Genomic DNA, 24237 nt, shown 5'->3' with positions numbered 1-24237 from the left:
TATAAACCCAACGGGGTCAAAGCTTTATAGCCCGGGGGTTTAACTCTGGGTAAAAAGGAATATAGTATTCTCTCCCAGCGCTGGAGCGGAATTGTAATACGAAGACGGGAACGTTTTGCCAGCAAGATGGAAACGGGAACCGTTGGTAGTCCCTTCAGCAGTTTTAAGAGTTTAAAGGGATCATGGAAAGCCTGCCTACCGGAGGTAGGTCAGAAGTATGAAGTGAGAAAGCTGAAAGGGTTGGGATGTCGGATGTCGGGTGTCGGAGGCGGTTTTGGAATTAAGGAGACCCTGTAAGGGTCGCAGCTTAATAGCCCAGGGTTTCAACCCTGGGTTTAAAGGATTGTTATTTGATCAGCGCTGGCCCGGGATCGTCATTCGGAGACGAAGGCTAATTGCCAGCAAGATGAAAACGAGATGATGGATTAGACCAGCTTCTGGAGTAGCAGGACAACGGGAGGTTGATGGAGTGCAGATGTTGGATGTCGGATGTTGAAAGGGACAGAAGACGGAAGACAGGAGACGGAAGGCAAGTCAGAATGATGAAAGGAAAAGTAGTTTAAAGTGGAGAGTTTAAAGTTTAAAGAGTAAAGAAGTGGGATGTCAGATGTCAGATGTAAGGTGTTTGTAGGGACGGAAGACAGGAGACAGGAGACGGAAGGCAAGTCAGAAGTATGAATTCAGAAAGCTAAAAGGGTTGGGATGTCAGATGTTGGATGTCGGATGTCGGATTTGAAATTTGAAATTATATAAACTCAACGGGGTCAAAGCTTTATAGCCCGGGGTTTTAACCCTGGGTAAAAAGGAATATAGTATTCTCTCCCAGCGCTGGCCCGGAATTGTAATAAGAAGACGGGACGTTTTGCCAGCAAGATGGAAACATTTTTTTATGTCGGTCAAAACTCTTAACCTTACAGCTTAGTTGGAATACCTGCACCTTATCTCTCCCCTACTCTAACTACCCAAAATCACATCAACAATCGCTGGACCCCAATATTTTTTGGTAAAAAAATAGGTGGCAACTATCAGGAATAAACTGGCAGCACTCAAACCCGTCATGGCAAAATATTTAGCCGTTTTGGTTCTTAATACCTGATATCTTCCAATGAAAATTTCTGCTACCAATAAATTTGGCAGGTAGAAAAAGAAGTCCATAAAATAATCAAAGACTCCAGTGAAATCTGAATTATGTCCCAGTCGATCGGTAACCATAAACCAAAAACCATAATCCATTCTATAAAGCCAGGAACCAATAGCCAAAGCAAAAAGTCGGATGGCCCAAGCCCTATGTTGATCAAAACTCTGGGCTCTCGCAAAATAGATTGTTGCTATGGCTGTAGTAAAAGTCAAAATGCCATAACCCGCAAAACCAATATCCATGATCAATCCTCCGATGGTTCCCTTGGTGAAAATAAAAACCAAACCACCAATAGCAGCTGCAATAGAAGCAAAGACGTACAATCTGCCTATAATACGATGCAAAAGAGGATATTTTTCCCGAACTGAATTGACTAATTGTATACATCCCAAAATCAAAATAATACCACCTGCAGCAAAGTGAATCCCAATTCCCATAGTAGCAGTGGTCGACTCTTTATCATAAATATCCGGAAGTACCTCATTCCATTGACTGGTATTTCCCTGAATCAATGCTATAAAGTAAAAAGCTAAAATATATAAGCCGAATAAGATGGCTGAGCTCCAAACAATAATCACCAGAATACGAGCCAAAAGCAGCATGTTTTTATCCAGTTTATTCCGGGGAACTGGAACGGAAAAATCTTTCATCTCCTAAATTTAGTTTGTTCACCCGAAAATACTGAATGGATGATTTTTTTATTTGGTCTAGGATGGGAATTAGAGGTTAAAGTTTAAAGAGGAAGTTGGAAGTAGGCAGTCGCAGTGAACAGTCGCAGTGAGAAGTAGGCAGTCGCAGTTGGATGTCGGATGTCAGATGTCGGATGCAAGGTGTTTGTAGGGACGGAAGACAGGAGACGGAAGAGAAGTCAGAAGTTTGAAGCTTGCCTACCGAAGGTAGGTCAGAAAGCTGAGAAGGTTGGGATGTCGGATGTTGGATTTCAGATGTCGGATGTTGAAAGGGACGGAAGACGGAAGACAGGAGACGGAAGGCAAGTCAGAAGTTTGAAGCCTGCCTACCGAAGGTAGGTCAGAAAGCTGAAAGGGTTTGGATGTCGGATGTTTGATGTCCGATGTCCGATGTCCGATCTTTTTACCGTCACTGCGATCCGCCACAGGCGAAGTCCCGAAATTAGGAAGAACAGTCGCAGTGAACAGCTTGCCTGCCGAAGGTAGGTCGCAGTTGGCAGTTTTGAAAGTATAAAGTGGAAGGAAAAAAGTGGAATGTCAGATGTCGGGTGTCGGGTGTCGGGTGTCGGGTCTCGAATTTGAAATTTGAAATTTGAAGTTTGAAGTTTTACAAACCCCATCCTTTAGATTTGAAAAATATCAATTTCCAAAGATTATTGATCAAAAACTAAGATCGAAAAAAATATAAAAATCCTAACTAAGCTGATTTTATTTGTAAACTTTCTGATTATCCGCAATGGAGCCAGTAGTTAATAAATGTGTTTAGAAAGTCGCGGATAATCATCCTCCGATGACAGTCCACTGTCCATAGCACGTTGAAAAATCCCTCACCCCCTTTTTTCTTTGGCTACTGGTAAGAAAGCGGATATACATTATAAACTTTTAGAGAATGAAAATTCAATCTTTAGGAATAAAGATTTTAAAGAATAAAACTTGAATACTGAAGTCGGATCGGGATTCTTAACCGATACAACAGGATAGTAATCTTTGGATATATTGGTAAATCAATTCGAATGCCTGTATTAAATCTGGTATTATTTGATATACAAAGATTTAAACTAAAAATAGCTTATATTATACTAAGCAATTAAACCCAAAATTATTTTCTTGAATTCGATGGAATCGAAAATTTCTGAAGATCTCGAAATCTGGTCAAACCTAAAATCTGGAAAAATCCATGGATTAGAATCTCTTTATGAGAAATATGTTCAGGATTTATTCAGATTCGGAATGAGCATTTGTCATGAGGAAGTTTTAGTTCAGGATGCAATTCAAGAGTTATTTTTAGAGATATGGCAGTATCGAGAAAATCTCTCAACTCCCCAGAATTGTAAATTCTATCTTTTAAGATCCCTCAGCAATAAGATCAAAAGAGATTTAGGCAAAGAAAAACATCTTTTCCTAGAAGATCTTGACTTGAATCAGATGGAATCTAATTTGCTTCAACCTCAAAAAGATCCTATATCAGAAGAGGATCTTTTTTATTTAAAAAAGGAAAAATTGGATCAGGCTTTCGAAAAACTCTCTACCAAACAAAGGAAAGCCATACACCTATTATTCTTTGAGAATTATAGCTATCAGGAAACAGCTGATATCCTTGAAATCAACCTTAAGTCAACTTATACTTTGGCTTGGAAAGCTTTAAAAAAGCTACGAAAGATCCTTTTAACCTTTATATATATAACAATAGAATGGTTTATTTTTTTATGATTTTACAGAATTTTTAAATATTCATTAGAATTTCTATAAATATTATTTTTTTCTCGAAAAAAGAGGATAACAAATCAAGCTTTCCCCCTCTGTAGGGTAATTGATTTAAAATGAAAGCATCAAATTATTCTACAGTTGAAGAGTTTGCCTTAGACCGTCGGTTCAGGAAATTCATCCTTGATCCCAATCAAAAAGATCAGGAAAAGTGGGAGAAGTTCCTCAAAAATCATCCTGAAAAGATTCTATTGGTGCGTGAAGCCAAAGAGTTAGTCATTTGGTTAAATGATTCAAAAGCCATATCAAATGAATTAAGATTAGAGGAGCATGATAAAAAGCAGCTCTGGAAAAGGATTATTTCAGAAGCAAAAGCAAAACAGGTCAGTAAAGTCCCGGAATATCGAATAAAAGACGAAGCAAGAGACTTGCCTATCAACAATCGATTCAACTTAAAAGTATTAGGCATTGCTGCTTCCTTAGCAATGTTGTTGACAGCTGGAATTTGGGTATACATGAAAGAACTCAGTATGGAACCTCCTGTTGAGTTACATTCTGTTGAATGGGTTTCAAATGAAAATGCTCCAGGGATAAAGTCATCGATCAGATTATCAGATGGGTCAAAAGTGATTTTAAATGCCGGAAGTAAAATCAGATACCAAAATCAATTTGAGGAAAGTTCGAGGGAAATCTTTCTAGAAGGTGAAGCATTCTTTGAAGTGGCTAAGGACACTATAAGACCATTTATTGTTCATACAGGTCAGTTCACCACCATGGCATTAGGCACTTCCTTTAATATCCGAAGCTTTGAGGGAAAGGCGACTGAGGTCACACTGGTTTCAGGTGTCATTCAGGTTGAAAATCAAAATCATTTAGAAAGCGAAATTCTTTCTCCTGGAGAGGCAGTCACATTAGATAAATCAATCAGTCCTAAAAAGAAAGTCGATACGAAAAGAGTTATTGCCTGGACCAAAAAGACCATCACATTTGACAAAGCTGAATTCCAGGATTTAGTAGATGAACTCAGCAATTGGTATGGAGTCAATATCAAAACTGAAGGTATGAAGAGACGAACCCCCACCATTACCGCAACTTATCAGGACGAAAGCTTAGAAAACATTTTATTAGGCTTAAGCTATAAGCTCGACTTCAATTATAAAATCAATGGAAAACAAGTGGAAATAACTTTCAAATAAAATCGAATGCCCATGCAATAAAAAAACAAAAAAGTAGGCTGAAAGTGCTGCAACACTTCCAGCCGGAAAGCAGAAAGAAAATTCCTTCTGTCAATTAGCTAAACCCCATATTCAAAGATTTAACCTAAAGTAAAGGTATGAAAAATGTTATAATCTATCATTTATTGGACATGTCCAAAAAACTTGCATATGCTTTCTTACTTCAGATTTTTTCGATGAGCTTTTTATTGGCAAACAATACAGAAGCACAGACAAAAAGTATTGACAAAGTATATATAGAATTGAAAAATTCCTCCTCGGAAATTCTTAAAGTCCTTGAGGAAATAGAAAAGCAAACAGATTTTAAATTTGTTTATTCATTTGAAGAAATTAATCAGGTAGAACTGATCAATATCCCCAAAAACGGAAGTGTTTATGATATCTTACTGGGAATTGCCAAAGAATCATCTTTGAATTTCAAACAGATTAATGAGAATATCATCGTCAAAAATGCTCCAAGGCAGGCTAAGAATCTGATTGAGATTTCTATTGAGCAATCCAAATTTCAGCTTTTACAAGGATTAGTTAAAGATGAACAGGGACTGGTATTGCCTGGAGTCACGGTTTTGATAGAAGGTACCACTAGGGGGACAGTCACTGATGAAAATGGTGAATTTCAAATAGAAGTTGAACCAGGTGAAAAAGTAGTTTTTTCTTTTGTTGGATTTCAAAGTCAAACTATTGCTATTGAAAATCAAACTTCTATCGAAGTTATTTTGGCAGAAGATTCAAAATCTCTGGATGAGATTGTTGTGATAGGTTATGGCACGGTCAATAAAAGTGATTTAACCGGTTCAGTTGCCCAGGTCAAGTCGGAAGAATTAAATGCCTTTCCTACCTCCAATGTCATGCAAGCCTTAAACGGAAGAGCAGCAGGAGTCCAGGTGATTCAGAATAACGGTTCTCCAGGAGCACCTACCAGTATCAGAATCCGTGGTACCAACTCTATTCAAGGAGGGAATGACCCACTTTATGTGGTGGACGGTTTTCCTTATTCTGGAAACCCTACACAACTCAACAACAATGATATTGAAAGTATTGAAGTGTTAAAAGATGCTTCAGCTACAGCAATATATGGTTCCAGGGGAGCCAACGGCGTGGTATTGATCACTACCAAACAGGGTACCGAAGGAAAAACCCGGGTAGACCTAGAGACAAGCTTTAGCAGTCAGAAACTCAGGAAAAAACTCGATTTACTCAACGGTACCGAGTATGCCAGACTGCAAAATATGCAGGCAGGGAATGACAACATCCCACTTTATTTTACAGAGCAAGAAATCAATTCTTTCGGAGAAGGGTATGATTGGCAGGATCTGATCTTTCAAAATGCACCAATTTACTCTAGTTCACTTACAGTCAGTGGAGGAAATAATAAAACTAAGTTTTCACTTTCAGGTGGATATTTTGGTCAGGAAGGAATCGTAAAAGGCAGTGATTATGACAGGTATACATTAAGAGCAAACATCAGCCATGAAATAAACGAAAAATTCTCCCTTATTTTCAACTCCAATCTTTCCAGTTTAAAAACAGAAAGAAGAGATAGTGGCGGCGGACAACGGGGGAATTCCATGATAGGTGCTGCAATCTCAGCCTCCCCTATTTCCCAACCTTATGATGAAGATGGAAATTACACAGTCCTAGGCAATGAGTTTCCTTTCGTTGCACCAGACATCATCAACCCATTGAACTACATCAATGAACAAAGTAATGTAGTCAAAGCAAATATTGTCTTAAGCAACCTCACTTTTGAATATAAGCCCATTCCTGAGATTTCCATCAAAGCTACGGGAGGGATAGAAAACAGAGATGATCGAACAGATTCCTATACTACCAGAAATTTCTTTAATTCGGACGGAAGTGCAAGTGTAAGCACTTCACAGTTTAGAAGTTTATTGGGTGAGGCCAATGTGACTTACCAAAAAACCTTTAGTTCCATCCATAAGCTGACCGTGCTTGCGGGATTTACCTACCAGGATTTTCAAACAACCTTTCTTTCTGGTAGCGGGATAGGTTTTTTAAGTGATTCTTTTGAAACCTATAGTTTAGGAGCCGCGCAAACACCGGGGATTCCGAGCAGTGGCTATAGCAATTCTGTACTTTTATCTTACTTGGGAAGATTAAACTATTCCCTAAAAGACAAATACCTGTTTACTTTTAGTTTTAGAACTGATGGTTCTTCCAGATATAGTGAGAATAACAAATGGGGTTATTTCCCCAGTGGTGCTTTTGCCTGGAAAATCTCAGAAGAGGAATTCCTGCAAAATAACCCCACTATATCTGACCTAAAGCTTCGAACCAGTTACGGATTTACAGGAAGCCAGGCCATATCGCCTTATGCGACATTGAATCAGTTGAGTCCCGGAAACACCATTTTCAATAATGATTTGTATACCACTTTTGCTCCAAGCTCAGTACTTCCGGGGGATCTGAAATGGGAAACCACAGAGCAATTTGATATAGGTGTAGATGTGGGGATTTTGGATGATCGCTTTACTTTCAGTGCCGATTACTATGTGAAAAACACTAAAGATCTATTGAATACGGTCAGGCTACCAAGTTCACTGGGATTTACAACTACTATCCAAAATGTAGGAAAAGTACAGAACAAAGGAATAGAATTCGGACTAAATGCCAATGTAATCAACAACAGTTCTTTTAAATGGTCACTCTTTGGAAATATTTCTTTTAATGAAAACAAGGTAATTAGTCTTAACAATGGAGAAGATATCCTGGGTGCGTTTACAAATGTTCTGGTAGTAGGAGATAATATCACAATCCTGAGGGAAGGAAGACCTATTGGTCAATTCTGGGGATTTGTTGAAGATGGATATGATGAAACCGGCAGAATAAAATTCAAGGATTTGAATGAAGATGGCTCCATCAACAACAGTGATAAGACCTACATAGGAGATCCTAACCCAACTTTCATCTATGGGCTTAATTCAAATATGCAATTCAAGGGATTTGAACTTAATATCTTCATCCAAGGCTCACAGGGTAACGATATTTTTAATGTGAGTTCCATTCCGAGTACTTTAGATTACGGACAAGGAATGAATATGCCAAAAGAGGTCCTTAATGATCATTGGTCTCCGGATAATACAGATGCCAAATACCCGATCATCAGCAGAAATGTTTCAGCCAGGATGTCTGACAGATTTGTGGAAGATGGATCCTATTTAAGATTCAAAAATATCCAACTCGCCTATAATTTTCCTTCCCAAAAAATGGGAATGCGGAACTTCCAGATTTATATAAGTGCGCAGAATTACATCACTTTAACCAAGTATTCTTGGTGGGATCCAGAAGTGAATTCAAGGGGAACAGGAACACAACAAGGAATAGACCATTACTCCTATCCTATCCCAAAAACAATTACTGCCGGTCTAAGACTGGGTTTCTAAAATGTTTACTGGAAAATTAATTCTTATGAAAATCAAAACTCAAAATATATTTATAGCAGGGCTTTTTCTGATAGGATTTAGCTCTTGTTCAGACCTTTTGGACGAAAGTCCAAAAACAGTGGCAGTGGAAAATTTTTATAATACAGCAGAAGAGGCAGAAGCAGCTGTCAATGCAATTTACACCCCACTAAGATCCACCCGTGCTGAACAGATCGTGATTTTAGACACTCACACTGACTGGGGATACGGAAGAGGAAGCAGGGCCCAATACAATGATTTTGCTGCCCTTAATGCGACTAATACGAATACAGCTGGTAGTAGATGGGATTCATTTTATTTAGCAATTAGGAATGCAAACTTGGTGATTTCGAATGTTCCCAATGGAAATTCCATCAGTGAGGAGGATATCAATTATTACACCGCAGAAGCAAAATTCCTTAGAGGACTTGCCTACTTTGATCTTGTCAGAAATTGGGCAGGTGTTCCGTTAAGAACAGAAGAAACGATGGAGCAAATAGACCTTCCCCGCAGCAGCTCTGAAGAAGTCTATCAACTAATCGTCAATGATTTAAAATTCGCAGAGACCCATTTAAAAGAAAGTCCAAAACACCTGGGAAGACCCACAGTTTTTGCCGCAAAAGCCATGCTTGCAGATGTCTATTTAAACATGGGCGACTATGAAATGGCCAGGGAAAAAAGTAAAGAGGTAATAGATTCCAACCAATTCAGTCTAGTCCCAATCAGTTCCGCAGAAGATATTCGAAGTAAAATTTTCGGCGCTGAATTGTTAACAAGTTCAGAGGAATTATTCTACCTAAAATATGCTCGGGAACCCGGCCAGGGAAATTACATCCTCTGGATTCTCAATCATCCAAGTACAGGATATTTTAGTTTTGGAGGAGCATATGCCCATTACAGTGATTCTACAGATTTATTTTATCAGGAATGGGATGAAATGGATATACGAAAAGATCTTTGGGACAATATAGATTTTGGTTTGGGGCCAACAACTTTGGTTAGCAATAAGTATGTGGATCCTGATGCAATCAGTCAAAACGGTGCTGGAAATGATTTACCCATCTATAGGTATCCTGAAGTACTTTTGATTTTTGCGGAGGCAGATGCAAGAACTTCCGGTAGTCCAAGCCCAGAAGCTATTGAAGCTTACAATCAGGTTCACCGGAGAGCATACGGTTTTAACCCGACCCAGAGTTCGGAGGTAGATTTAGTGGCTGAAAGCAACAGTTTGGAAGAGTTTATCGATGCTGTACTTCAGGAAAAAGCCTATGAATTTCAATTTGAGGGAAAGAGATGGTATGATTTAAAAAGGACAGGTAAAGCTGCAGAAACTATATTGACTTACCGTGGCAAAACTATTGCCGAAGCCCATTACCTATGGCCTATCCCCCAGCAGGAAATCAATTTTAACGGAGCCATCAATCCCGAAACAGATCAAAACCCAGGTTATTAATCCAAAGAACATCCTAGGAACAAAGATTATTTTCTGGGATGCTTTTTCCAAAAACTAACAACATGAAAAGGAGAAAAATGCTTTCAACCTTAGGGGTTATATCCGTAGGGTTAACAGCACCATCTATATCTAAAGGGGACGTTTATGTCGCCCCATTTAAATTCCAGGAAAGAGAAATTGACACAGATATTGTCATCGTAGGTGGTGGGACTGCAGGTGCAGTTGCCGCTATTCAGGCTGGAAGATCTGGTAAGCGTGTAGTATTAATTGAATGTCAAAGTCAATTAGGGGGTACCACCACAACGGCAGGAGTGGCATATCCCGGGATTTTCTTTGCCTGGGGAGAACAGATTATCAGTGGGGTCGGTTGGGAAGTGGTTCAAGAAGCAGTTACCCTCAATGGAGATTCACTTCCCAATTTTTCTATTCCCCATGGAAGGGAACATTGGAGACATCAAGTACGATTAAATGCATCCTTGTATGCAATTCTATTGGAGCAAAAATGCTTGGAGGCGGGAGTTCAGATTCGATATTATGAAACCCCTACCAGTCTAAAATTTGAAAAAGGCCGTTGGTTAGTTGAAACTTATGGAAAAGGAATTCACTCAAGAATCCAATGCAAACAGGTGATAGATTGTAGCGGAAATGCATTGGCAGCCCAGATTGCTGGCTTTAAAGTTTTAAAAGAAAAAGAATCTCAGCCAGGAACATTGATGTTTACCATTGGGGGTTATGATTTTGAAAAGCTAGATCTGGAGAAAATCAAAGTTGCCTATGAAACAGCAATTGAAAAAGGCGAACTCAATAGAGCTGAATTCAGAGGCAACATTATTGGTCTATTAAAAACTAAAGGAGACAATATCCAGCATATTGCGGGGGCGGACTCCACCACTTCAGAAAGTCACAGCCTTGCCAATATTCATGGCAGGACTTCTCTTCTAAAGCATTTGAAATTTCTTCGCAGACAAGAAGGTTGTGAAAACACCAAGATAGTAGAAATGAGAACCGAGGCGGGGGTTCGTGAAACCTACAGAATAGAAGGTCTTTATCAAGTATCACATGAGGATTATGTCACGGGAAAAGTATTTGAGGATGGTCTTTCCTATTCCTATTATCCTATTGATCTACATATCATAGAACATGGGGTAACCCCTAAACACCTTTCAGAAGGAGTGGTGGCAACGGTTCCATTGAGGGCATTGATCCCAAATGGAAGCCAGAACTTCTTGGTAGCAGGTAGATGCCTTAGCAGTGATCGCCTAGCCAATTCTGCATTACGGGTTCAGGCGTCCTGTATGGGAATGGGCCAGGCGGCTGCTTCGGCAGCTGCTTTAGCTATCGATCAAAATACAACTCCGGCAGAAGTCAACCTAGATGAGCTGAAGAGATTAATCCAAAGCCAAGGGGGAATCGTTCCAAATTTCTCTTGATATGATAAAGACCTGGATTTCTAAGCTTTGTTTTTCTATCATGATGACCATGGCATTCCCTTTGGAAACCTGGATAAACAGCAATCCTATAGCCTATGAGACCAGCAGGACAATTTCATTAACTGTAGAAAAAAAGTTGTTCAAAATAAGTCCGGTCAAAGAAGAGTATATGCCTGCAGATACGATCGAGCAGCACTTGTCCAAGGATAACATACCTGTCTTTTATTCAAAAAATATTCGAACAAGTGTTTGTTTCGACAATCAATGCAGGCTTTTGGTAGCCACAGTATATTGGAATCCTACGGGGAGGTATTTGGGATACAGTCTTCCAAATGGAGAATTTCTCAGCAAAAAAGACCATGATCCATTTATTACGGCTGAATACAAGCGATTACATTCCTTGCTTTCAGACCCAAACTTACCCTTAGGCACTATTTCTTATAATGAATTGGTAGTGAATTCAAAACCAAGTTTAGCTGGTGTTGATGGCGTGAGTGGAGCAACCAATAAAGATCTATTAAAATATACTGTTGAAGGGGCTGCCTATACCACTTATAAGCTTTATACAATAATTTATGGAGAAGATCAGGAATTGGTAAGAAGCTGGAGTAGAAATCAATTTTCAGAGTCTTTTTTAAAGTTGGGTTTGAGTTCTATAGATCTCACAGATCGATTATGGTTTTTAAATGAATTAAAAGGAGAATTTTCAAAATACCCAGGCATCAAAGACGTAGTAATGGAATTAGTTTCCAGTGAAGATTTTTCTATTTCAGAGAAGGCCATTCAAGTTTTCTCCCCAAAAGACCTCAGGAGTATGGAAATTCAGGAACGTCTCCTTCTCAACTACCCAAGGATGGATTTAGGAAGAAAAAACAGAATTCTTGATTTGCTTTATGAAACCGAAAAACTTAGCCCAAAAGTCATTAAAAATTTCAGTGCTGGTTTACTGAGTATGGAAATGGTTCAACAAATAAGAATTTTAGAATTGTTTTCAAAACATCATATAAATGATCCTCTTGTAATTAAAAAAGTAACAGAATTATCAAAATCAACCAATGGATATCTAGCACAAAAAGCAATGGCTTATTTAAAGGATTTTGAAAACTGAATGTAGATGTTAGTCTTGAAAGTATAAAGAGGAAGATAGGATGTTGGGTGTTGAAAGGGACTGAAGACGGAAGACGGGAGAGAAGTCAGAAAGCTAAAGTCAGAAGTCTGAAAGAAAAGAGAGTTTAAAGTGGAGATTTTAAAGTTTAAAGAGGAAGGAAGTGGCATGTCCGATGTCAGATGTTGGATGTCCGGTGTCGGAGACGGAACCAATCCCCCTTGTAGACAATTTTTGATAGGATAAAAATCGTAATAAAAGGGGGCTAGGGGGATTTTTAACGAATCGAAGTAGGCAGTCGCAGTTTGCAGTTTTAAAAGTTTTAAGTGAAGAGTTTAAAGTTTAAAGAGTAAAGAAGTGGGATGTCCGATGGCGGATGTTGGATGTCCGGTGTAGGAGACGGGGCCAATCTCCCTTGTAGATGATTGTTGTATTTATTGAAAAGTTAAACACCCGATAAGGAAATCTGACCGGGTTTTCTTGAGTTGAATTAAATCCTAATTTTATTTTACCGGAGCCAACAGCTTCTCTTCCAGTCGGTCCTCATCAACTGTGAGTTGGGCGATGGAGACCAAGACTGTACCTGCTGTGATTGCATAACCTGCATAAGTTAGCAATACTGCGGGAACTACACCCGGTGCAGTGATGACGGCTTGACCTATTGCTGCGATGATTAATCCGATCTTCTTTACTTGATGGAAAAACTGGGGTGTTGGAGCTGAGGCTCTTTGTTTTATATCTGCTAGTATATTCATTTTTGTTTGAGTTTTTACTGATACTTTTGAAGGCCCCTCCACCTGCGGACAAGCAAATGTATCCCTGCCTTCCGGTAGGCAGGTAAAAGCCACTGCCAGAGGCTATGCTTCAAATCGGAATTCGCTTTAGGTAAAGGAAAATCCCTTCACCCGATTTGATTTTTGAAGTTTGTCCTCACCTAAAAATCGGCGGATCTCGATCGTACCTCTCGAGCTAGCCGATTTTCTTAACGGCTCAGACTTCACTCCAAAAACCGCATATCCTCAATGGCAAATGGTACAATTGAAGCTTTAGGAATTAATCCATAGCGACTGATCACTCGCTAGCACTACAACCCCACCCTCCTCCAATAAACGTTTCGATTGCATTCCGTTTTTATTTATCCACCGGCTGCTTCCACCGCCGATTTGTCCAAGTGAGTTCAAATCCAGAAACCTGTATATCAAAATGACACTTTTTTTTAGGGTAAGGGAGGATTTTTGATTTAGGCTTCTTTAGAAAAGTCAATACCCATCACCTTTCAATTTCAAAAGACAAAACTTAATAAGGCGAGATAACTAGTTTAAGTTTCAGGAAAAAAATGATTGATATTCCAAACTAGATGGATTTTATGAGTAATAAAACCATCAAACAATTATATATTAGATTCAACCACAGGTCTTATCGTAGTTATGAAATTAAAGTCCATATCGTTACACGAACTTTTAACAGATCTTAATATCGACCAAAATGTCATAGATGAGATCGTCAAACCTCCGTTTGCAAATCACCAGTTAACCTTCGCAGAATCGATTGTTGTTTATGAAGGCATCAAAACCGGAGAAGCTGACTGCCGAATTTCAGCCAAAGAAAAAGAACTTAAACAAATTGAGGACTATCATCAATATGTTTGTGCTGAACTTCTGGAAAGATTACTAATGCCTCAAATTGCTGCAAAGATCTTCACAAAAACCAAGCTCACTATACAAGGTGTCGGAATCTATAGGCTTGCCGATCTGGTCAGGGTAAGAGAAGGTAAGATCATAAAAGAAAATCATGCATTGAACTTGCATGATACAATTATAAATATAGATCTGACCTTTAAAGATTGTACTTTTGTCGGAGGTATAAATCTTCAGGGTGCGACCACCCGCAATCTCATATTTGAAAGACCCAGATTCCACACCGCTATTAACACTTTAAATAATGAACTGGAAAGCTTCATTGGAATTAACTTGTACGTGCGTGGAAGTTTGATTTTTACGATGAAAAATACGGAGAGTCATAATGCAGATAAATCCCACCCGATGATTGATCTGAGTCGTAAAGCGCGCCGAGACGAAGAAAAGACAAATAATTTTTGGGGGTTCAAGGAAGACAAAAATTTTTGGGAAATCAAGGATGACAAACAAAATGAATCTGAGAATTTGATTGATTTTCAATTTAAGGGAAGTGTGAATTTGCAGCATGCCAAAATCGACGACAAATTGGAGTTTTATAGCGTAAATATAAATGGCCATTTGAAGTGTGATTATGCGCAAATCAATCGTTTAATTTTTAATGCGGATGAGTTTTCAGATTATGAAAATGTTTCCCGGCCAGAAGAATGTATAATTAAGGGTAATATAAATATTAACGAAGCCTCTTTCCAGCAGGGAATTCACCTTCAAGTTCTTAAAGTGACCGGATCAATAAGTGGCTATCATTTACGATCTGGACAGTTCTTCATTTACTCGGCGACCATCAACGGCAAACTAGATTTGACATTTGCAGAAATTGAACATCTACTTTCGTTGCAGGAAAGTAAGATCGTAGGAGTAATCGATGCTATGTCAGACTCTCAGGAATACTCCATTCAGGCCTCTGGACTTATCGCAGGAAACATTTTCATGCGCTCTGGATTAAAGATTGCAAATGGCATTAGACTATACAGGTGTGTTGTTAAAGACAGCATTGATTTTTCTGGTTCATTGGTTATGGCAGCTTATCCCGACAACGAGGCTATAAATTTAATTGGAGGTAAAATTGGGAATGACATTCAATTCTCTTCCGGCACTGTAATAATTGGAACCCTATTTCTCGAAGATGCTAGCGTTGGCCGCAATATTTATTTTTCAGGATGTAAGCTGCTAAATAAATATCCTGAAAATTATAAAAAAGGCGACACGGTCAATAAATCGGTCAGCGCAAAAAATGCTTACATAGGAAAATCAATTTTTTTCTCCCCGATGTCAAAGAATCTTAATAAGACAGTTTTTAGACGTCTTCAAATAGAGGGCGAAAGAACAAAGGACATAATAGATAAAAAAGTACCGTTTCCTGATCAGTTTAGGTCAGTAGCAGTAGAGATGAAAAAACAACTTATTAGTAACAGTAAAAACAAATTAACTAGAACCGTCAAAAGTTACGGTCCCCGCCATTTAAGAAGCGAAGCGATAAATGAGTATATAAACAGCAAGTGCAACATTTTTTTTGACAGCATCGATAATCATGAATTTTTTTTAAGTGACGCTATGAGATGTTATGAAAATGCAATAAAATATTTAAAGATCACTACCGAGATAGAGAACGGAATTGAATTATCTGATATTGAACTTGCTGAATTGTTGCTGGAGACCACCATATCCGTAGGAAACATATCATTTACGGGAATTCATGTATCCGGTCAGATTGATCTTTCGAGCGCTTTGTTATATACCCTAGCCGGAGTTCAGGAAATCCCTGATCATAAAAACAGAATTCGATTGATTCGATTTATAAAAAAGCTGACGGAAAAGCGGGTCTATAAAAAAAGTACTGATTACCCCAATGCACTAACTATGAAATTCTCCAATATAAATGGAGAACTATTTTTGAACGAAGGAATAGAATCAAACCTTGAAAGGATGGGTCGTATAGCATCCTTCCCTTTTAGAGCATGTGGAGAGGTAAATCTGCATTCATCTAAAATTGGCCAATTTTTCATATCGCCGAGACGGGGATGTGCAGAAAATTCCAAATGGAAGGTTATAGGTGTAAAGTACAGTTACATCTATAGTAACGAACCAGCCGCACGTATCTCATTGCTTGAACGGTGTGATTGGTTCTACAATTACGGAGAAGAAAATAATAGGCAGCCATACGAGGAACTAGCCGCTGCTTACTTGCGAGCAGGTGATGATACAAAAGCGAGAAAGGTCTTGCTTAGGGTTATTCCGCGTAATGGATATGAACAATTGACCCTTTGGATATTACGAGGAGTATCCTGGCTTGGGATTCCTCACTATAAGTCATTATTATGGCTGGTGGGACTTTTTTTTGCTGGATGGATAGTATTTACACAGAGTGGTAATACAGGAGGCATCATCCCTATTTCAAAGACGGCATCGGTGGAGATCAATAAGTCCGAGCCTGCGGCTACGATTTTTTTCTCTGGTGGGGCTTATTCATTTCAACATATGATGCCATTTCTCAGTTTAGGTCAAAAAGAAGCATTTGCTACAACGATCTATAGTGGTCGAAATTTTTTTCCAGATTGGATCCCTTTATATGCCGATTCTGGTGTATTTACTTCTACATATCTTTTTTTTCACGTGACGCTTAGTTTATTATTTTTATCCATGTTCATCATTGGTATAACAAGGATAATTAAACGTTCTTAAATTATGAAGATCAGAAACAGCTTTTATAATTGGCAAAAAGTGGATCCAGAAAAAGAATTCACCACCGAGGATTTTTTATATTTTAATGAGGGCTCTTCCAAGATCCAATTCAGTCCAAGCGATCAGATGGAAATCAAAAAAGCTCTCAATTTTGATATCTACCAAGAGGAAGGGAAGGGATATACATTATATGAAATTAAAAATACTTCCCCCTACAGACCGTTTACATCTACGATTTTATATAATAAAGTAAATACTGGCATCAAGATATTACTTGGCGAAAACAAGCCTATTTATGAGTTGAATGCAGAGATCGATTTGCTCAAAAACGAAGAGTTCAATAAGTTTCAAGAAGAAAAGGACAAAAAGACAGATGACCCTGCATTTGATAAAATTAGAAAATATATTCGTTTTTTCTTTGATAATGTATCAGGTAGGCACGGATTTTTCTATTTCTGTGAGACGTTTGAAGAGATGAAAGAGGCTCTGTCTTTTCATTATAATAAGATTGAGAATAAAGAAGAACTTGAAAATCAAAAAGAAAAAATCCAAAGGTTGAAAAAAGAAAACAAATTGGCAAAATTTCGCATGGTAGTAGAAAAGCATCTCGTTCTGCCTTCAAAACAAGGTAAGTTCAAAATGGCCATTGTTAAAAATCAGGATCCAGAAAGATTTATTTGTACAGTCCGGGCTTTTATGATCTTCAGAGGATCACTTTTCGAAGCACTTGTTCATATTGAGAAAACAAAGGAAAGGGTCTTAAGTATATCCAATGAACAAATCGGGATCCGAGATACTCAGATTTTTGGAAATGGTGCAAAAAATGCGTTCAGTGAGGTTGGATATGAAGATAGTTTGCCCCCTTTTGAACTTTTTTGAAAACTTATTTCACAAACATAAAATCTAATAAAATGAAAGAATTTTTTCCTTTTTCAGTGCATTCGCAATACATTAACGAATTTAGCTTCATCAATCCTGAAGGCTATTTGTCATTAAACATAACTAAACCTCCGGTAGTTTCAGTTGATGTTAATATCGAAGCACACCCTCTTAAAGCTGAGAACTATTACACAGTTACTTTGACTGTAAAATTTAACGCGACCAATATTAACAATAACACAGAAGATGATATAGAAGAGGAGTTTGTTGCTTTTACAGGTTATATTTCCTACGTTGCTTTCGTCCATATTGACGTTCCGGTTGAAGATGCATTGATTGATGATGTGGCAGCTGAGATCAATCCTGAAAAAGTTAAGGAGAAAGACATGAAAATTCAATTTACTTTGATGGTTGAGGTGGCTCAGCTCCTGTTTCCTTTCGTGAGGAATTTGATAGCTAACGTTACCCGTGAAGGGGGATTTCCGCCTTTGCTGGTCAACCCGATAGATTTTGAAGGAATGTACAGGGCAAACGTACTCGACAGACTACCAGAAGAAGATTAGTGTCATGTCAAGATAAAATTGTCGGATAAAGGTGTTTGAGTTGTATACCTTCGACCAACTCCCCCGCTAGGTGTAGTTAAATTATCATCGGGACAAGGTGGGGTTTAAAATTCAACCCTAATATTCTTATGAATTTGTAATTGGCTTTTTCTACCTCACTCCACTCCTTATACCGCAATTCTGCAGGACAGGCTTTCGAGGAGAGGGATCTTGAGGTAGGCATGGAGAAGATCGTCACCTGTCTCTTCATAACGGCAGGTAGACCGCAGTATAATGGTCCGGGTTTAGTGAAAAACACCTTTCTATTCGACTTTGCTGAGGCAGAAACGGAGGTAATGAAATGGTAATAATAGAAAACAAAGGAAACCAACTAACAGAAAATCAATAATTTATCTATATAAATATGTCTTTAATTTTTAACAATTTTAAGAACTAACAACTTTGTACCAAACTCGTAAACTGATATATTAGTCATTCAAAAAAGCCTTCTGATTATGTGGTTAGTAATAAAATTTTTAGGAACTGTTTTTATCAGCTTTATCGCTATGATCAGGGCATTAGGAGCAGAAAATCCTTTTCCGCTTTTTGCTGTTGCTTGGGGGATATGGATAAAATAATTATCCGCAATGGTGGCAGTAGTTAAAGATTGAATTTTGAAAGTCGCGGATAATCGACCACTGACGACAGACCATTGTCCACAGCACTTCGAAAGATACTTCAAACCCTTTTTTACTTTGCTACTTGAAAGAAAGCGGATATACAAAACTAAAAAAAAGGAATGGACATAGTTTTAGTCCAGCTTCTGGAGAAGCAGGACAACGGGAAAGTTGAACGATAATCTTGGGTGAATATAGCTATTTGCTCTATTTTTTTTTATACTTCATTTTCATTCAAACCAATTAACAGACCCAATGAAACAGTACCAAAACCCACAAGACCGAGCCTATACCAAAGAATTACTGGAATCTGCACCTAAGGAGTCCGCTGCATTTATGAACTTAAAGCATACTTCGGAGCGAACAGATGGACTGATACCGATCAAGTACCGTGAACTCATGTCTATCGCAGTTGCATTGACCACACAGTGTGCCTACTGCATGGAATCACATATTCAAAATGCCAAAAAAGCCGGTGCCACCAAAGAGGAAATTGCAGAGACGGTATTCATTGCTTCAGCCATCCGTGCAGGGGGAGCTGTCGGTAATGGTCTTCTGGCAATGCGGCTATTTGATGAGGTTTAGTAATTTTAGCGTTTTTGGAATTCCAATATGCCAAAACACCCGATTAGGAAACCAGATCGGGTGTTTTTGTATTCAAATCATTTCAATTTTATTTCACTGAAGCAAACAGCTTCTCCTCCAATTGCTCCTCATCAACTGTGAGTTGGGCGATGGAGACCAGGACTGTACCTGCTGTGATTGCATAACCTGCATAGGTTAGCAATACTGCGGGAACGACGCCTGGTGCAGTGAGTACTGCGGTGCCAATGGCTGCGATGATCAATCCGATTTTCTTTACTTTTTGGAAGAAAATTGGTGTTGGGGCGGATGCCCGTGTTTTTATTTCATTTAGTATGTTCATGGTTGGAATGTTAAGTGTTAAAATGTGAAAGTTTAATTAGACAGTTGGCGGATGGCGGTTGTCCACTGCTAACCGACCGAGGCCGTTTTCACTTACGTCATTTCGACGACCGGAGGAAGGAGAAATCTCTTGCCATTTAAGGAGATTTCTCAGTCGTACCTCCTTCGAAATGACTAGACCAGAAAAACCGTCAAATGACTATTCAGGGGGACTGCGAGTCCTTTGCATCATATTCTTCAGAAAAGCCTGTTCAATCTCGAGTCTATAAAACAGATCTTTCAGTTTGGCCAATTCTCCCTTTAACTGTCGGGTATCATCGATCAACAGCTTCAGAAAGTAAGCGATCACGGAAAGCAGCAACATGGTCACTGCTCCGGCAAGGCTTAGGAGTAGCTCTGCTGTAGACATGATTCCAATTGATAAGGAATTCCTTCTGAAACAATCTGCAATTCCACCACTTCTCCCCGCTCCCATTCCCTCTCCAGCCTTTCTATCAGTTTGAGAAGTGCTAGTTTGGTAAATAGTGGGGTACCGTCAGCTCTATATGAAGTGACTGGATAAATGGAACAGGATTCTAGCTTTTCATCTCTTTCCTTAATCTCATCTTTCGGTCTATGGGTACCTGCCTTCCCGGCAGGCAGGCAAAGACCGAGGCTTCGGATTTTTCCCTTTTCCCCTATTCCTATCTCCCAACCCTTTTCCTCTGAGTGAATGGGTTCCAGTTCATAAACTCCTTCCTCCAGACAGTTGGTTTCTGTACCAAAGCAAGCCTTGGGAGGCTCCCGGGTAAAGCAGAGTTGCTGCTTGCCCAGAAACAATCTCCCAAGGGTAATCCCTGCCCGGTACTTTCTATGAAGTACCAGTCTCATCTTAGACTTGTTCTACCCCAATGATCTTGGCGGCATTGTGAGCTCCATTGTTAATGGAGTATTCACTTCCATTGACCATCTGAACAAACTCTACACTAAGCGCAAAGGCCCTATGGGTTCCAGAAAGTGGAGCCTTCGGAACAGAAAGGCTGATCGGCAGACTCGGATCAATCACCGGTAGCAGATCCGAACTGACAGTTTGGACTGATCGACCAGATGTTTCAAAGTCCAATCCAATGCCTGTAGCTGTAATCCGAAGGTGTGTGGCCCCCTTTGGAACTGCCACAAAATCCTGTGGAATAAAGGCTGGGATACTTGCATCCCAAGACGTCGGGGAGTCAGCATAAGTGATCTCTAGAAAAAGAGTGCTTCCCAAGGAACTGGCAGCATTCAGTTCTAGGTCTTTCAACAGATTCCAGTCTCCAGCTCTTACCATTCGTTCACCACGATTATTTACCAGGTCAGATTTAAGAACTTTCATCATCACCTGGGTAATACGGAGAGCCAGCCTGCTATCTCCGATTTTGGCTATGACTGGTCTGAGAGCATCACGGAATAACTTTGCCGAACTGGCATTGTCCGCAAATTCCTTCAGGTTCTCTCTGGTTCGGGCAAAGCGTGCATCATTCATGATCCTGCTTTTGCTCACTCCTCCTTTTTCTCTGGCGAGGTAGCCGTCTTTGGTTTTGTAAAAAGACAATCTTCCTACTTTTCCATTAAGTGTAATTACTCCTGCTTGTTTTGCCATATATAAATGGGTTTTAGGTTAAACATGCAGGAAAATTGAGCCTTATTAAACTGGCTATCAATTGAATATGCAGTATTTGCCGGAATCTGCTATCTCTTCAGGAATTTGCTGTTATTTAATCATTAGCGAGAAAAAAAAAATCCCAGATATCTGGGATAAATGAAAGTTTTGAAGCAGTTAGTGGGACCAAATGATAAATCAATATCAGAAATTGTAGTTAGGAAAATTGAACTTATTCCATCAGACCTAAACAAAATGAATCTGAAAACTCCGGGCTCTTTCCTTTAAATAATCTATAGAATGAAACATAAACATAGGCTCCCACTGGATCGATATTTGAATTCAAGGAAAATTGGATAAATCCTCTTTTCCGATAAATTCCATTATCTATCAATTGATATCTTTTACTGATGGGATTATAAATAAGCATCCAAAAAAAATCAGAATTTTTTGCTCTTCCATGTTCATCGGCATTCCAGATAACGGTATAAGAGTTTTCTTCATTCTTTATCAATTTCAAACCTGAGGAAAGATTCAGATCCCCGTCGCATACTTTGACCTTTTCCGGGTAGAGCTGAGGAATCCCTTCTTCATTTTCCACTGCATGCTTCAATGCCCAGGACATCGCTAAATGTATTCCTCTTTTACCGCCTGAAGTAAAGCGTTCGAAACCTTTGGACAAAACTGATTCTATGGGAAGGAGGAACTGCTGAACCTTCACAAAAGCTCTGTTTGAATAGATTTGTTTTTTGGAAGGTTGGTATTTACCGGATCTTGTGGCAAGCTGCTTTATAAATGTTTTGCCCTTTTGCTTGTAGATGACTAGGTTTCCGACCTTTCCGGTAACACCGCATAGTAGAGAATCTGTTACTTTTCCCATTGTTCTTACTCGTTAAGTTGTTAATATTTGATGGCTTATGGCAATTCCATAGCAACTTCTCTCTTGTTCCCAATCTACCCCCATGGTGGTCCCTTAGCTACTGGGAGAGTCAAGGGCAGAACAAGGGGGGGTTAAGGGAGAATCAAGGGCGGAAGTATGACTTTGACTAGCAGTATCATTCTATTATCCCAGACTATGGTGAGGATACCAACCCTAATGTGAAGAAATGGAGCACTAGAATAAATATTCTTTTAGCTTTTCTTCCGGTATACCGGAAAAAGCTGAAAATTCCTCCACTGTAACAAACTGCTTTGCACCTTTGTCAAATTCTTCTCGGATTTTACGTAGCACATCATGGCTATACCGTTCGCTTTTGCCAGTTATCCGCTGGATATCTTTTGCAAAAATTACACATCGTTTGATTTGCATAAAAATTTCATTTAAGTCTTATTAATTCCATTAACTGTAGTTCCATACCGAAGTGTATTTTCTTCGGACCAATAGAGGTAGCCCCCCAACAATAGCATCAATTGATCTGTCCATGTTGTCAAGGATTTATTATTATTTGTTAACTCCTGGATCATTTCAATTAAATTTTTAAATAACAGGCTTAAAGAATTCAATGCATGCCTGATGATTTCTGCATCAGAAACTCCTGTATGTAGCTGTCTTAGCACCAATTCATTGTGATTATTCTGAGTTTTGCGATGGAATTGAAATGCTTTCAAATCTGATGAAAGACAAATGATCCTAGCAACTCGCTGCTCTACCCACAGAATTGGGTATTCTTCTGCAGGATAATTGAGTTTAAGAAAATGACTAGCTAAATAGATTCCTGAAGAATACGAACGCTGCATAATAAATAAATTCATTCCTGGGATAATACCTTCCTTTACATTGCAATATTCCCATCTTCTTGCCTGCATATAATCATCTAAGTAAAACCATAATGTGTCCCTCCACTCTTGATCGCTAAAGGTTTCCATTTTCTCCAGTGCATTATCTAAAGCATACCATAAAGAGCTAAATGGACTTTCAAAATCCTGGTAAAAAAGATACTCTTCCCATCTGTGGAAAAACTCCATAGCATCTTCGTAAGTGCAGTCTTCAAGTAATTCATCCAAGGTATACAGGCAAAAGAAAAACTTAGTCACTTCCTCTAAATGGAATTTATCCAAATCCGGCAGAGCATAGCCTGCAAGCCAAAGAACTTTCTCAGATTTTAGGATATGCTCATCGTCCACTATCCCAAAATTCCAACCCCAATCAATAGCTGCTGTTTCAGCTTCCTGCGTATGGATGTTGAGTGATATTGGTATAACAGAGAGGTTCATTTATTTCTTGCTAAGATCTCTTCTCCACCGTGCCACTTTACTGACGCTACAATTAAAAAAACTGGCCAAATCATTTCTTGTCAGGTAGATACCAATACCTGGGAAAACCTTTAATAATTCTTCATATCCAGAACTCAAATCCAAAATTCTTAAACCTGTAACTATTGATCTTCTTTGGATAATAAAATCCATCACTTTATTGGTCAAAATCGCCATTTTGGAATCCTTATCCAGTATTCTTTCTTGGTCTATTTTGCTGATCTCCAAAACAATCGTCTCTGATATACTTTTTAAAAAATAATTTTTTCTTTCTCCAGAGTAGTAAGAATGAAACTCTCTAGCCATATCTTCTTCTCCGAATATATGCTCCAATTTTGCTTCTGTATCAGTTTCTTTGTAAAGACCGATAAAGCCTTTGCATATAAAGCGGGAATGAATATCCAATTCTCCTATTGAAGTAATAATTGCTCCACTTTTGAATTTTTTCTGATGGATGTAAGGAAAAATAGAATTTAACTCACCCTCTGTTACTGGCATCAGCTGGCCTAAAAAATCAACTAGCTGCTTTTTATACTGTAATTCCATAATTGTAGTATTAAATCAAACAATCCTAAAAAAACTAAAATCAGGTTTAGATAAACTAAAATAACAGTATTAAGATAATGTTAAGAAAATCGAATCTCCAAAAAATTTAAAATGAATTATTACTGTAGTTGAGAATTTTGTGCCAGATGACACGATTTTCATACAGGCTTGAATTTTACGTCAAATGACATGCTATCAGTCAGTTAAGTCAAGGTAAATTTCATACATCGATCTTCATAGCGGTAA

Annotated in this window: 21 protein-coding genes; 11 read left to right on the top strand and 10 right to left on the bottom strand. The window is 38.8% G+C overall.

The genetic code is table 11. The features are described 5' to 3' along the window. Window positions 1-954 precede the first annotated feature (954 nt). Window positions 955-1788 carry a DUF2306 domain-containing protein gene (locus FHS59_RS17225; protein WP_221444530.1) on the bottom strand — a complete coding sequence of 278 codons (834 nt, stop codon included), beginning with the start codon at window positions 1786-1788 and terminating at the stop codon, window positions 955-957. A 1155-nt stretch (window positions 1789-2943) separates the two neighbouring features. Between FHS59_RS17225 and FHS59_RS17220 the strand changes: the two genes are divergently transcribed. The 6 genes from FHS59_RS17220 (at window position 2944) to FHS59_RS17195 (ending at window position 12179) form a co-directional block, all read left to right on the top strand. Next, a complete protein-coding gene (locus FHS59_RS17220) occupies window positions 2944-3537 on the top strand; it encodes an RNA polymerase sigma factor (RefSeq protein ID WP_184496610.1) in 594 nt (197 codons plus the stop codon). 110 nt (window positions 3538-3647) lie between these two features. Continuing rightward, complete coding sequence (locus FHS59_RS17215) at window positions 3648-4727, top strand: FecR family protein (protein ID WP_184496609.1); 1080 nt, start codon at window positions 3648-3650, stop codon at window positions 4725-4727. A 137-nt stretch (window positions 4728-4864) separates the two neighbouring features. Further along, window positions 4865-8170, top strand: coding sequence for a SusC/RagA family TonB-linked outer membrane protein (locus FHS59_RS17210; protein WP_184496608.1), 3306 nt, complete (start codon window positions 4865-4867; stop codon window positions 8168-8170). A 25-nt stretch (window positions 8171-8195) separates the two neighbouring features. Next, on the top strand, window positions 8196-9641 hold the full coding sequence (locus FHS59_RS17205; RefSeq protein ID WP_246388504.1) for a RagB/SusD family nutrient uptake outer membrane protein: 1446 nt from the start codon (window positions 8196-8198) through the stop codon (window positions 9639-9641). Between the two features lie 62 nt (window positions 9642-9703). Continuing rightward, window positions 9704-11071, top strand: a complete 1368-nt coding sequence (locus FHS59_RS17200) for an FAD-dependent oxidoreductase (protein ID WP_184496606.1) — start codon at window positions 9704-9706, stop codon at window positions 11069-11071. 1 nt (window position 11072) lies between these two features. Beyond that, window positions 11073-12179: a hypothetical protein gene (locus tag FHS59_RS17195; protein WP_184496605.1), complete on the top strand. Its 1107-nt coding sequence runs from the start codon at window positions 11073-11075 to the stop codon at window positions 12177-12179. Between the two features lie 500 nt (window positions 12180-12679). Here FHS59_RS17195 and FHS59_RS17190 read toward each other — a convergent pair whose 3' ends face one another. Then, window positions 12680-12931, bottom strand: a complete 252-nt coding sequence (locus tag FHS59_RS17190) for a hypothetical protein (protein WP_184496604.1) — start codon at window positions 12929-12931, stop codon at window positions 12680-12682. Between the two features lie 672 nt (window positions 12932-13603). On the opposite strand from FHS59_RS17190, the gene FHS59_RS17185 reads away from it, so the two are divergent. From FHS59_RS17185 to FHS59_RS17170, 5 genes are all read left to right on the top strand, one after another. After that, window positions 13604-16552: a hypothetical protein gene (locus tag FHS59_RS17185; RefSeq protein ID WP_184496603.1), complete on the top strand. Its 2949-nt coding sequence runs from the start codon at window positions 13604-13606 to the stop codon at window positions 16550-16552. 3 nt (window positions 16553-16555) lie between these two features. Then, on the top strand, window positions 16556-17431 hold the full coding sequence (locus tag FHS59_RS17180) for a hypothetical protein (RefSeq protein ID WP_184496602.1): 876 nt from the start codon (window positions 16556-16558) through the stop codon (window positions 17429-17431). Between the two features lie 32 nt (window positions 17432-17463). After that, window positions 17464-17994 carry a protein-export chaperone SecB gene (locus tag FHS59_RS17175; protein WP_184496601.1) on the top strand — a complete coding sequence of 177 codons (531 nt, stop codon included), beginning with the start codon at window positions 17464-17466 and terminating at the stop codon, window positions 17992-17994. A gap of 494 nt (window positions 17995-18488) precedes the next feature. After that, window positions 18489-18611 (top strand): hypothetical protein, encoded by a 123-nt coding sequence (locus FHS59_RS23485; protein ID WP_262890874.1) that lies wholly within the window; start codon window positions 18489-18491, stop codon window positions 18609-18611. A 294-nt stretch (window positions 18612-18905) separates the two neighbouring features. Continuing rightward, window positions 18906-19235: a carboxymuconolactone decarboxylase family protein gene (locus FHS59_RS17170; protein WP_184496600.1), complete on the top strand. Its 330-nt coding sequence runs from the start codon at window positions 18906-18908 to the stop codon at window positions 19233-19235. An 88-nt stretch (window positions 19236-19323) separates the two neighbouring features. On the opposite strand, the gene FHS59_RS17165 is transcribed toward FHS59_RS17170, so the two are convergent. From FHS59_RS17165 to FHS59_RS17130, 8 genes are all read right to left on the bottom strand, one after another. Beyond that, a complete protein-coding gene (locus tag FHS59_RS17165) occupies window positions 19324-19575 on the bottom strand; it encodes a hypothetical protein (protein ID WP_184496599.1) in 252 nt (83 codons plus the stop codon). A 198-nt stretch (window positions 19576-19773) separates the two neighbouring features. Next, entirely contained in the window at window positions 19774-19983 is a 210-nt protein-coding gene (locus FHS59_RS17160; RefSeq protein ID WP_184496598.1) for a hypothetical protein, read from the bottom strand. Further along, window positions 19959-20444: a DUF5675 family protein gene (locus FHS59_RS17155; protein WP_184496597.1), complete on the bottom strand. Its 486-nt coding sequence runs from the start codon at window positions 20442-20444 to the stop codon at window positions 19959-19961. The genes FHS59_RS17160 and FHS59_RS17155 overlap by 25 nt, the downstream gene beginning before the upstream one ends. 1 nt (window position 20445) lies before the next feature. Further along, window positions 20446-21192 (bottom strand): hypothetical protein, encoded by a 747-nt coding sequence (locus FHS59_RS17150; protein WP_184496596.1) that lies wholly within the window; start codon window positions 21190-21192, stop codon window positions 20446-20448. A 232-nt stretch (window positions 21193-21424) separates the two neighbouring features. After that, the gene (locus FHS59_RS17145) at window positions 21425-22072 is read right to left on the bottom strand and encodes a DUF6266 family protein (RefSeq protein ID WP_184496595.1); all 648 of its coding nucleotides are present in this window, start codon (window positions 22070-22072) and stop codon (window positions 21425-21427) included. Window positions 22073-22306: 234 nt separating this feature from the next. Further along, window positions 22307-22501, bottom strand: coding sequence for a hypothetical protein (locus FHS59_RS17140; protein WP_184496594.1), 195 nt, complete (start codon window positions 22499-22501; stop codon window positions 22307-22309). Between the two features lie 11 nt (window positions 22502-22512). Then, window positions 22513-23406, bottom strand: a complete 894-nt coding sequence (locus FHS59_RS17135) for a terpene synthase family protein (RefSeq protein ID WP_184496593.1) — start codon at window positions 23404-23406, stop codon at window positions 22513-22515. Further along, entirely contained in the window at window positions 23407-23991 is a 585-nt protein-coding gene (locus FHS59_RS17130) for a Crp/Fnr family transcriptional regulator (RefSeq protein WP_184496592.1), read from the bottom strand. Between the last annotated feature and the right edge of the window lie 246 nt (window positions 23992-24237).

It is taken from the genome of Algoriphagus iocasae (assembly GCF_014206875.1).
In the GTDB taxonomy this organism is placed as follows: domain Bacteria; phylum Bacteroidota; class Bacteroidia; order Cytophagales; family Cyclobacteriaceae; genus Algoriphagus; species Algoriphagus iocasae.
This window is presented reverse-complemented; position numbering and strand designations above follow the sequence as displayed.

Excerpts from the sequence above, each read along its gene's own strand:
- FHS59_RS17215 (WP_184496609.1), top strand. The coding sequence starts at position 3,648 with ATGAAAGCATCAAATTATTCTACAGTTGAAGAGTTTGCCTTAGACCGT.
- FHS59_RS17195 (WP_184496605.1), top strand. The coding sequence starts at position 11,073 with ATGATAAAGACCTGGATTTCTAAGCTTTGTTTTTCTATCATGATGACC.
- FHS59_RS17145 (WP_184496595.1), bottom strand. The coding sequence starts at position 22,072 with ATGGGAAAAGTAACAGATTCTCTACTATGCGGTGTTACCGGAAAGGTC.
- FHS59_RS17170 (WP_184496600.1), top strand. The coding sequence starts at position 18,906 with ATGAAACAGTACCAAAACCCACAAGACCGAGCCTATACCAAAGAATTA.
- FHS59_RS17210 (WP_184496608.1), top strand. The coding sequence starts at position 4,865 with ATGAAAAATGTTATAATCTATCATTTATTGGACATGTCCAAAAAACTT.
- FHS59_RS17150 (WP_184496596.1), bottom strand. The coding sequence starts at position 21,192 with ATGGCAAAACAAGCAGGAGTAATTACACTTAATGGAAAAGTAGGAAGA.
- FHS59_RS17190 (WP_184496604.1), bottom strand. The coding sequence starts at position 12,931 with ATGAATATACTAGCAGATATAAAACAAAGAGCCTCAGCTCCAACACCC.
- FHS59_RS17220 (WP_184496610.1), top strand. The coding sequence starts at position 2,944 with ATGGAATCGAAAATTTCTGAAGATCTCGAAATCTGGTCAAACCTAAAA.
- FHS59_RS17200 (WP_184496606.1), top strand. The coding sequence starts at position 9,704 with ATGAAAAGGAGAAAAATGCTTTCAACCTTAGGGGTTATATCCGTAGGG.
- FHS59_RS17140 (WP_184496594.1), bottom strand. The coding sequence starts at position 22,501 with ATGCAAATCAAACGATGTGTAATTTTTGCAAAAGATATCCAGCGGATA.
- FHS59_RS17175 (WP_184496601.1), top strand. The coding sequence starts at position 17,464 with ATGAAAGAATTTTTTCCTTTTTCAGTGCATTCGCAATACATTAACGAA.
- FHS59_RS17185 (WP_184496603.1), top strand. The coding sequence starts at position 13,604 with ATGAAATTAAAGTCCATATCGTTACACGAACTTTTAACAGATCTTAAT.
- FHS59_RS17160 (WP_184496598.1), bottom strand. The coding sequence starts at position 19,983 with ATGTCTACAGCAGAGCTACTCCTAAGCCTTGCCGGAGCAGTGACCATG.
- FHS59_RS17165 (WP_184496599.1), bottom strand. The coding sequence starts at position 19,575 with ATGAACATACTAAATGAAATAAAAACACGGGCATCCGCCCCAACACCA.
- FHS59_RS17130 (WP_184496592.1), bottom strand. The coding sequence starts at position 23,991 with ATGGAATTACAGTATAAAAAGCAGCTAGTTGATTTTTTAGGCCAGCTG.
- FHS59_RS23485 (WP_262890874.1), top strand. The coding sequence starts at position 18,489 with ATGTGGTTAGTAATAAAATTTTTAGGAACTGTTTTTATCAGCTTTATC.
- FHS59_RS17155 (WP_184496597.1), bottom strand. The coding sequence starts at position 20,444 with ATGAGACTGGTACTTCATAGAAAGTACCGGGCAGGGATTACCCTTGGG.
- FHS59_RS17205 (WP_246388504.1), top strand. The coding sequence starts at position 8,196 with ATGAAAATCAAAACTCAAAATATATTTATAGCAGGGCTTTTTCTGATA.
- FHS59_RS17135 (WP_184496593.1), bottom strand. The coding sequence starts at position 23,406 with ATGAACCTCTCTGTTATACCAATATCACTCAACATCCATACGCAGGAA.
- FHS59_RS17225 (WP_221444530.1), bottom strand. The coding sequence starts at position 1,788 with ATGAAAGATTTTTCCGTTCCAGTTCCCCGGAATAAACTGGATAAAAAC.
- FHS59_RS17180 (WP_184496602.1), top strand. The coding sequence starts at position 16,556 with ATGAAGATCAGAAACAGCTTTTATAATTGGCAAAAAGTGGATCCAGAA.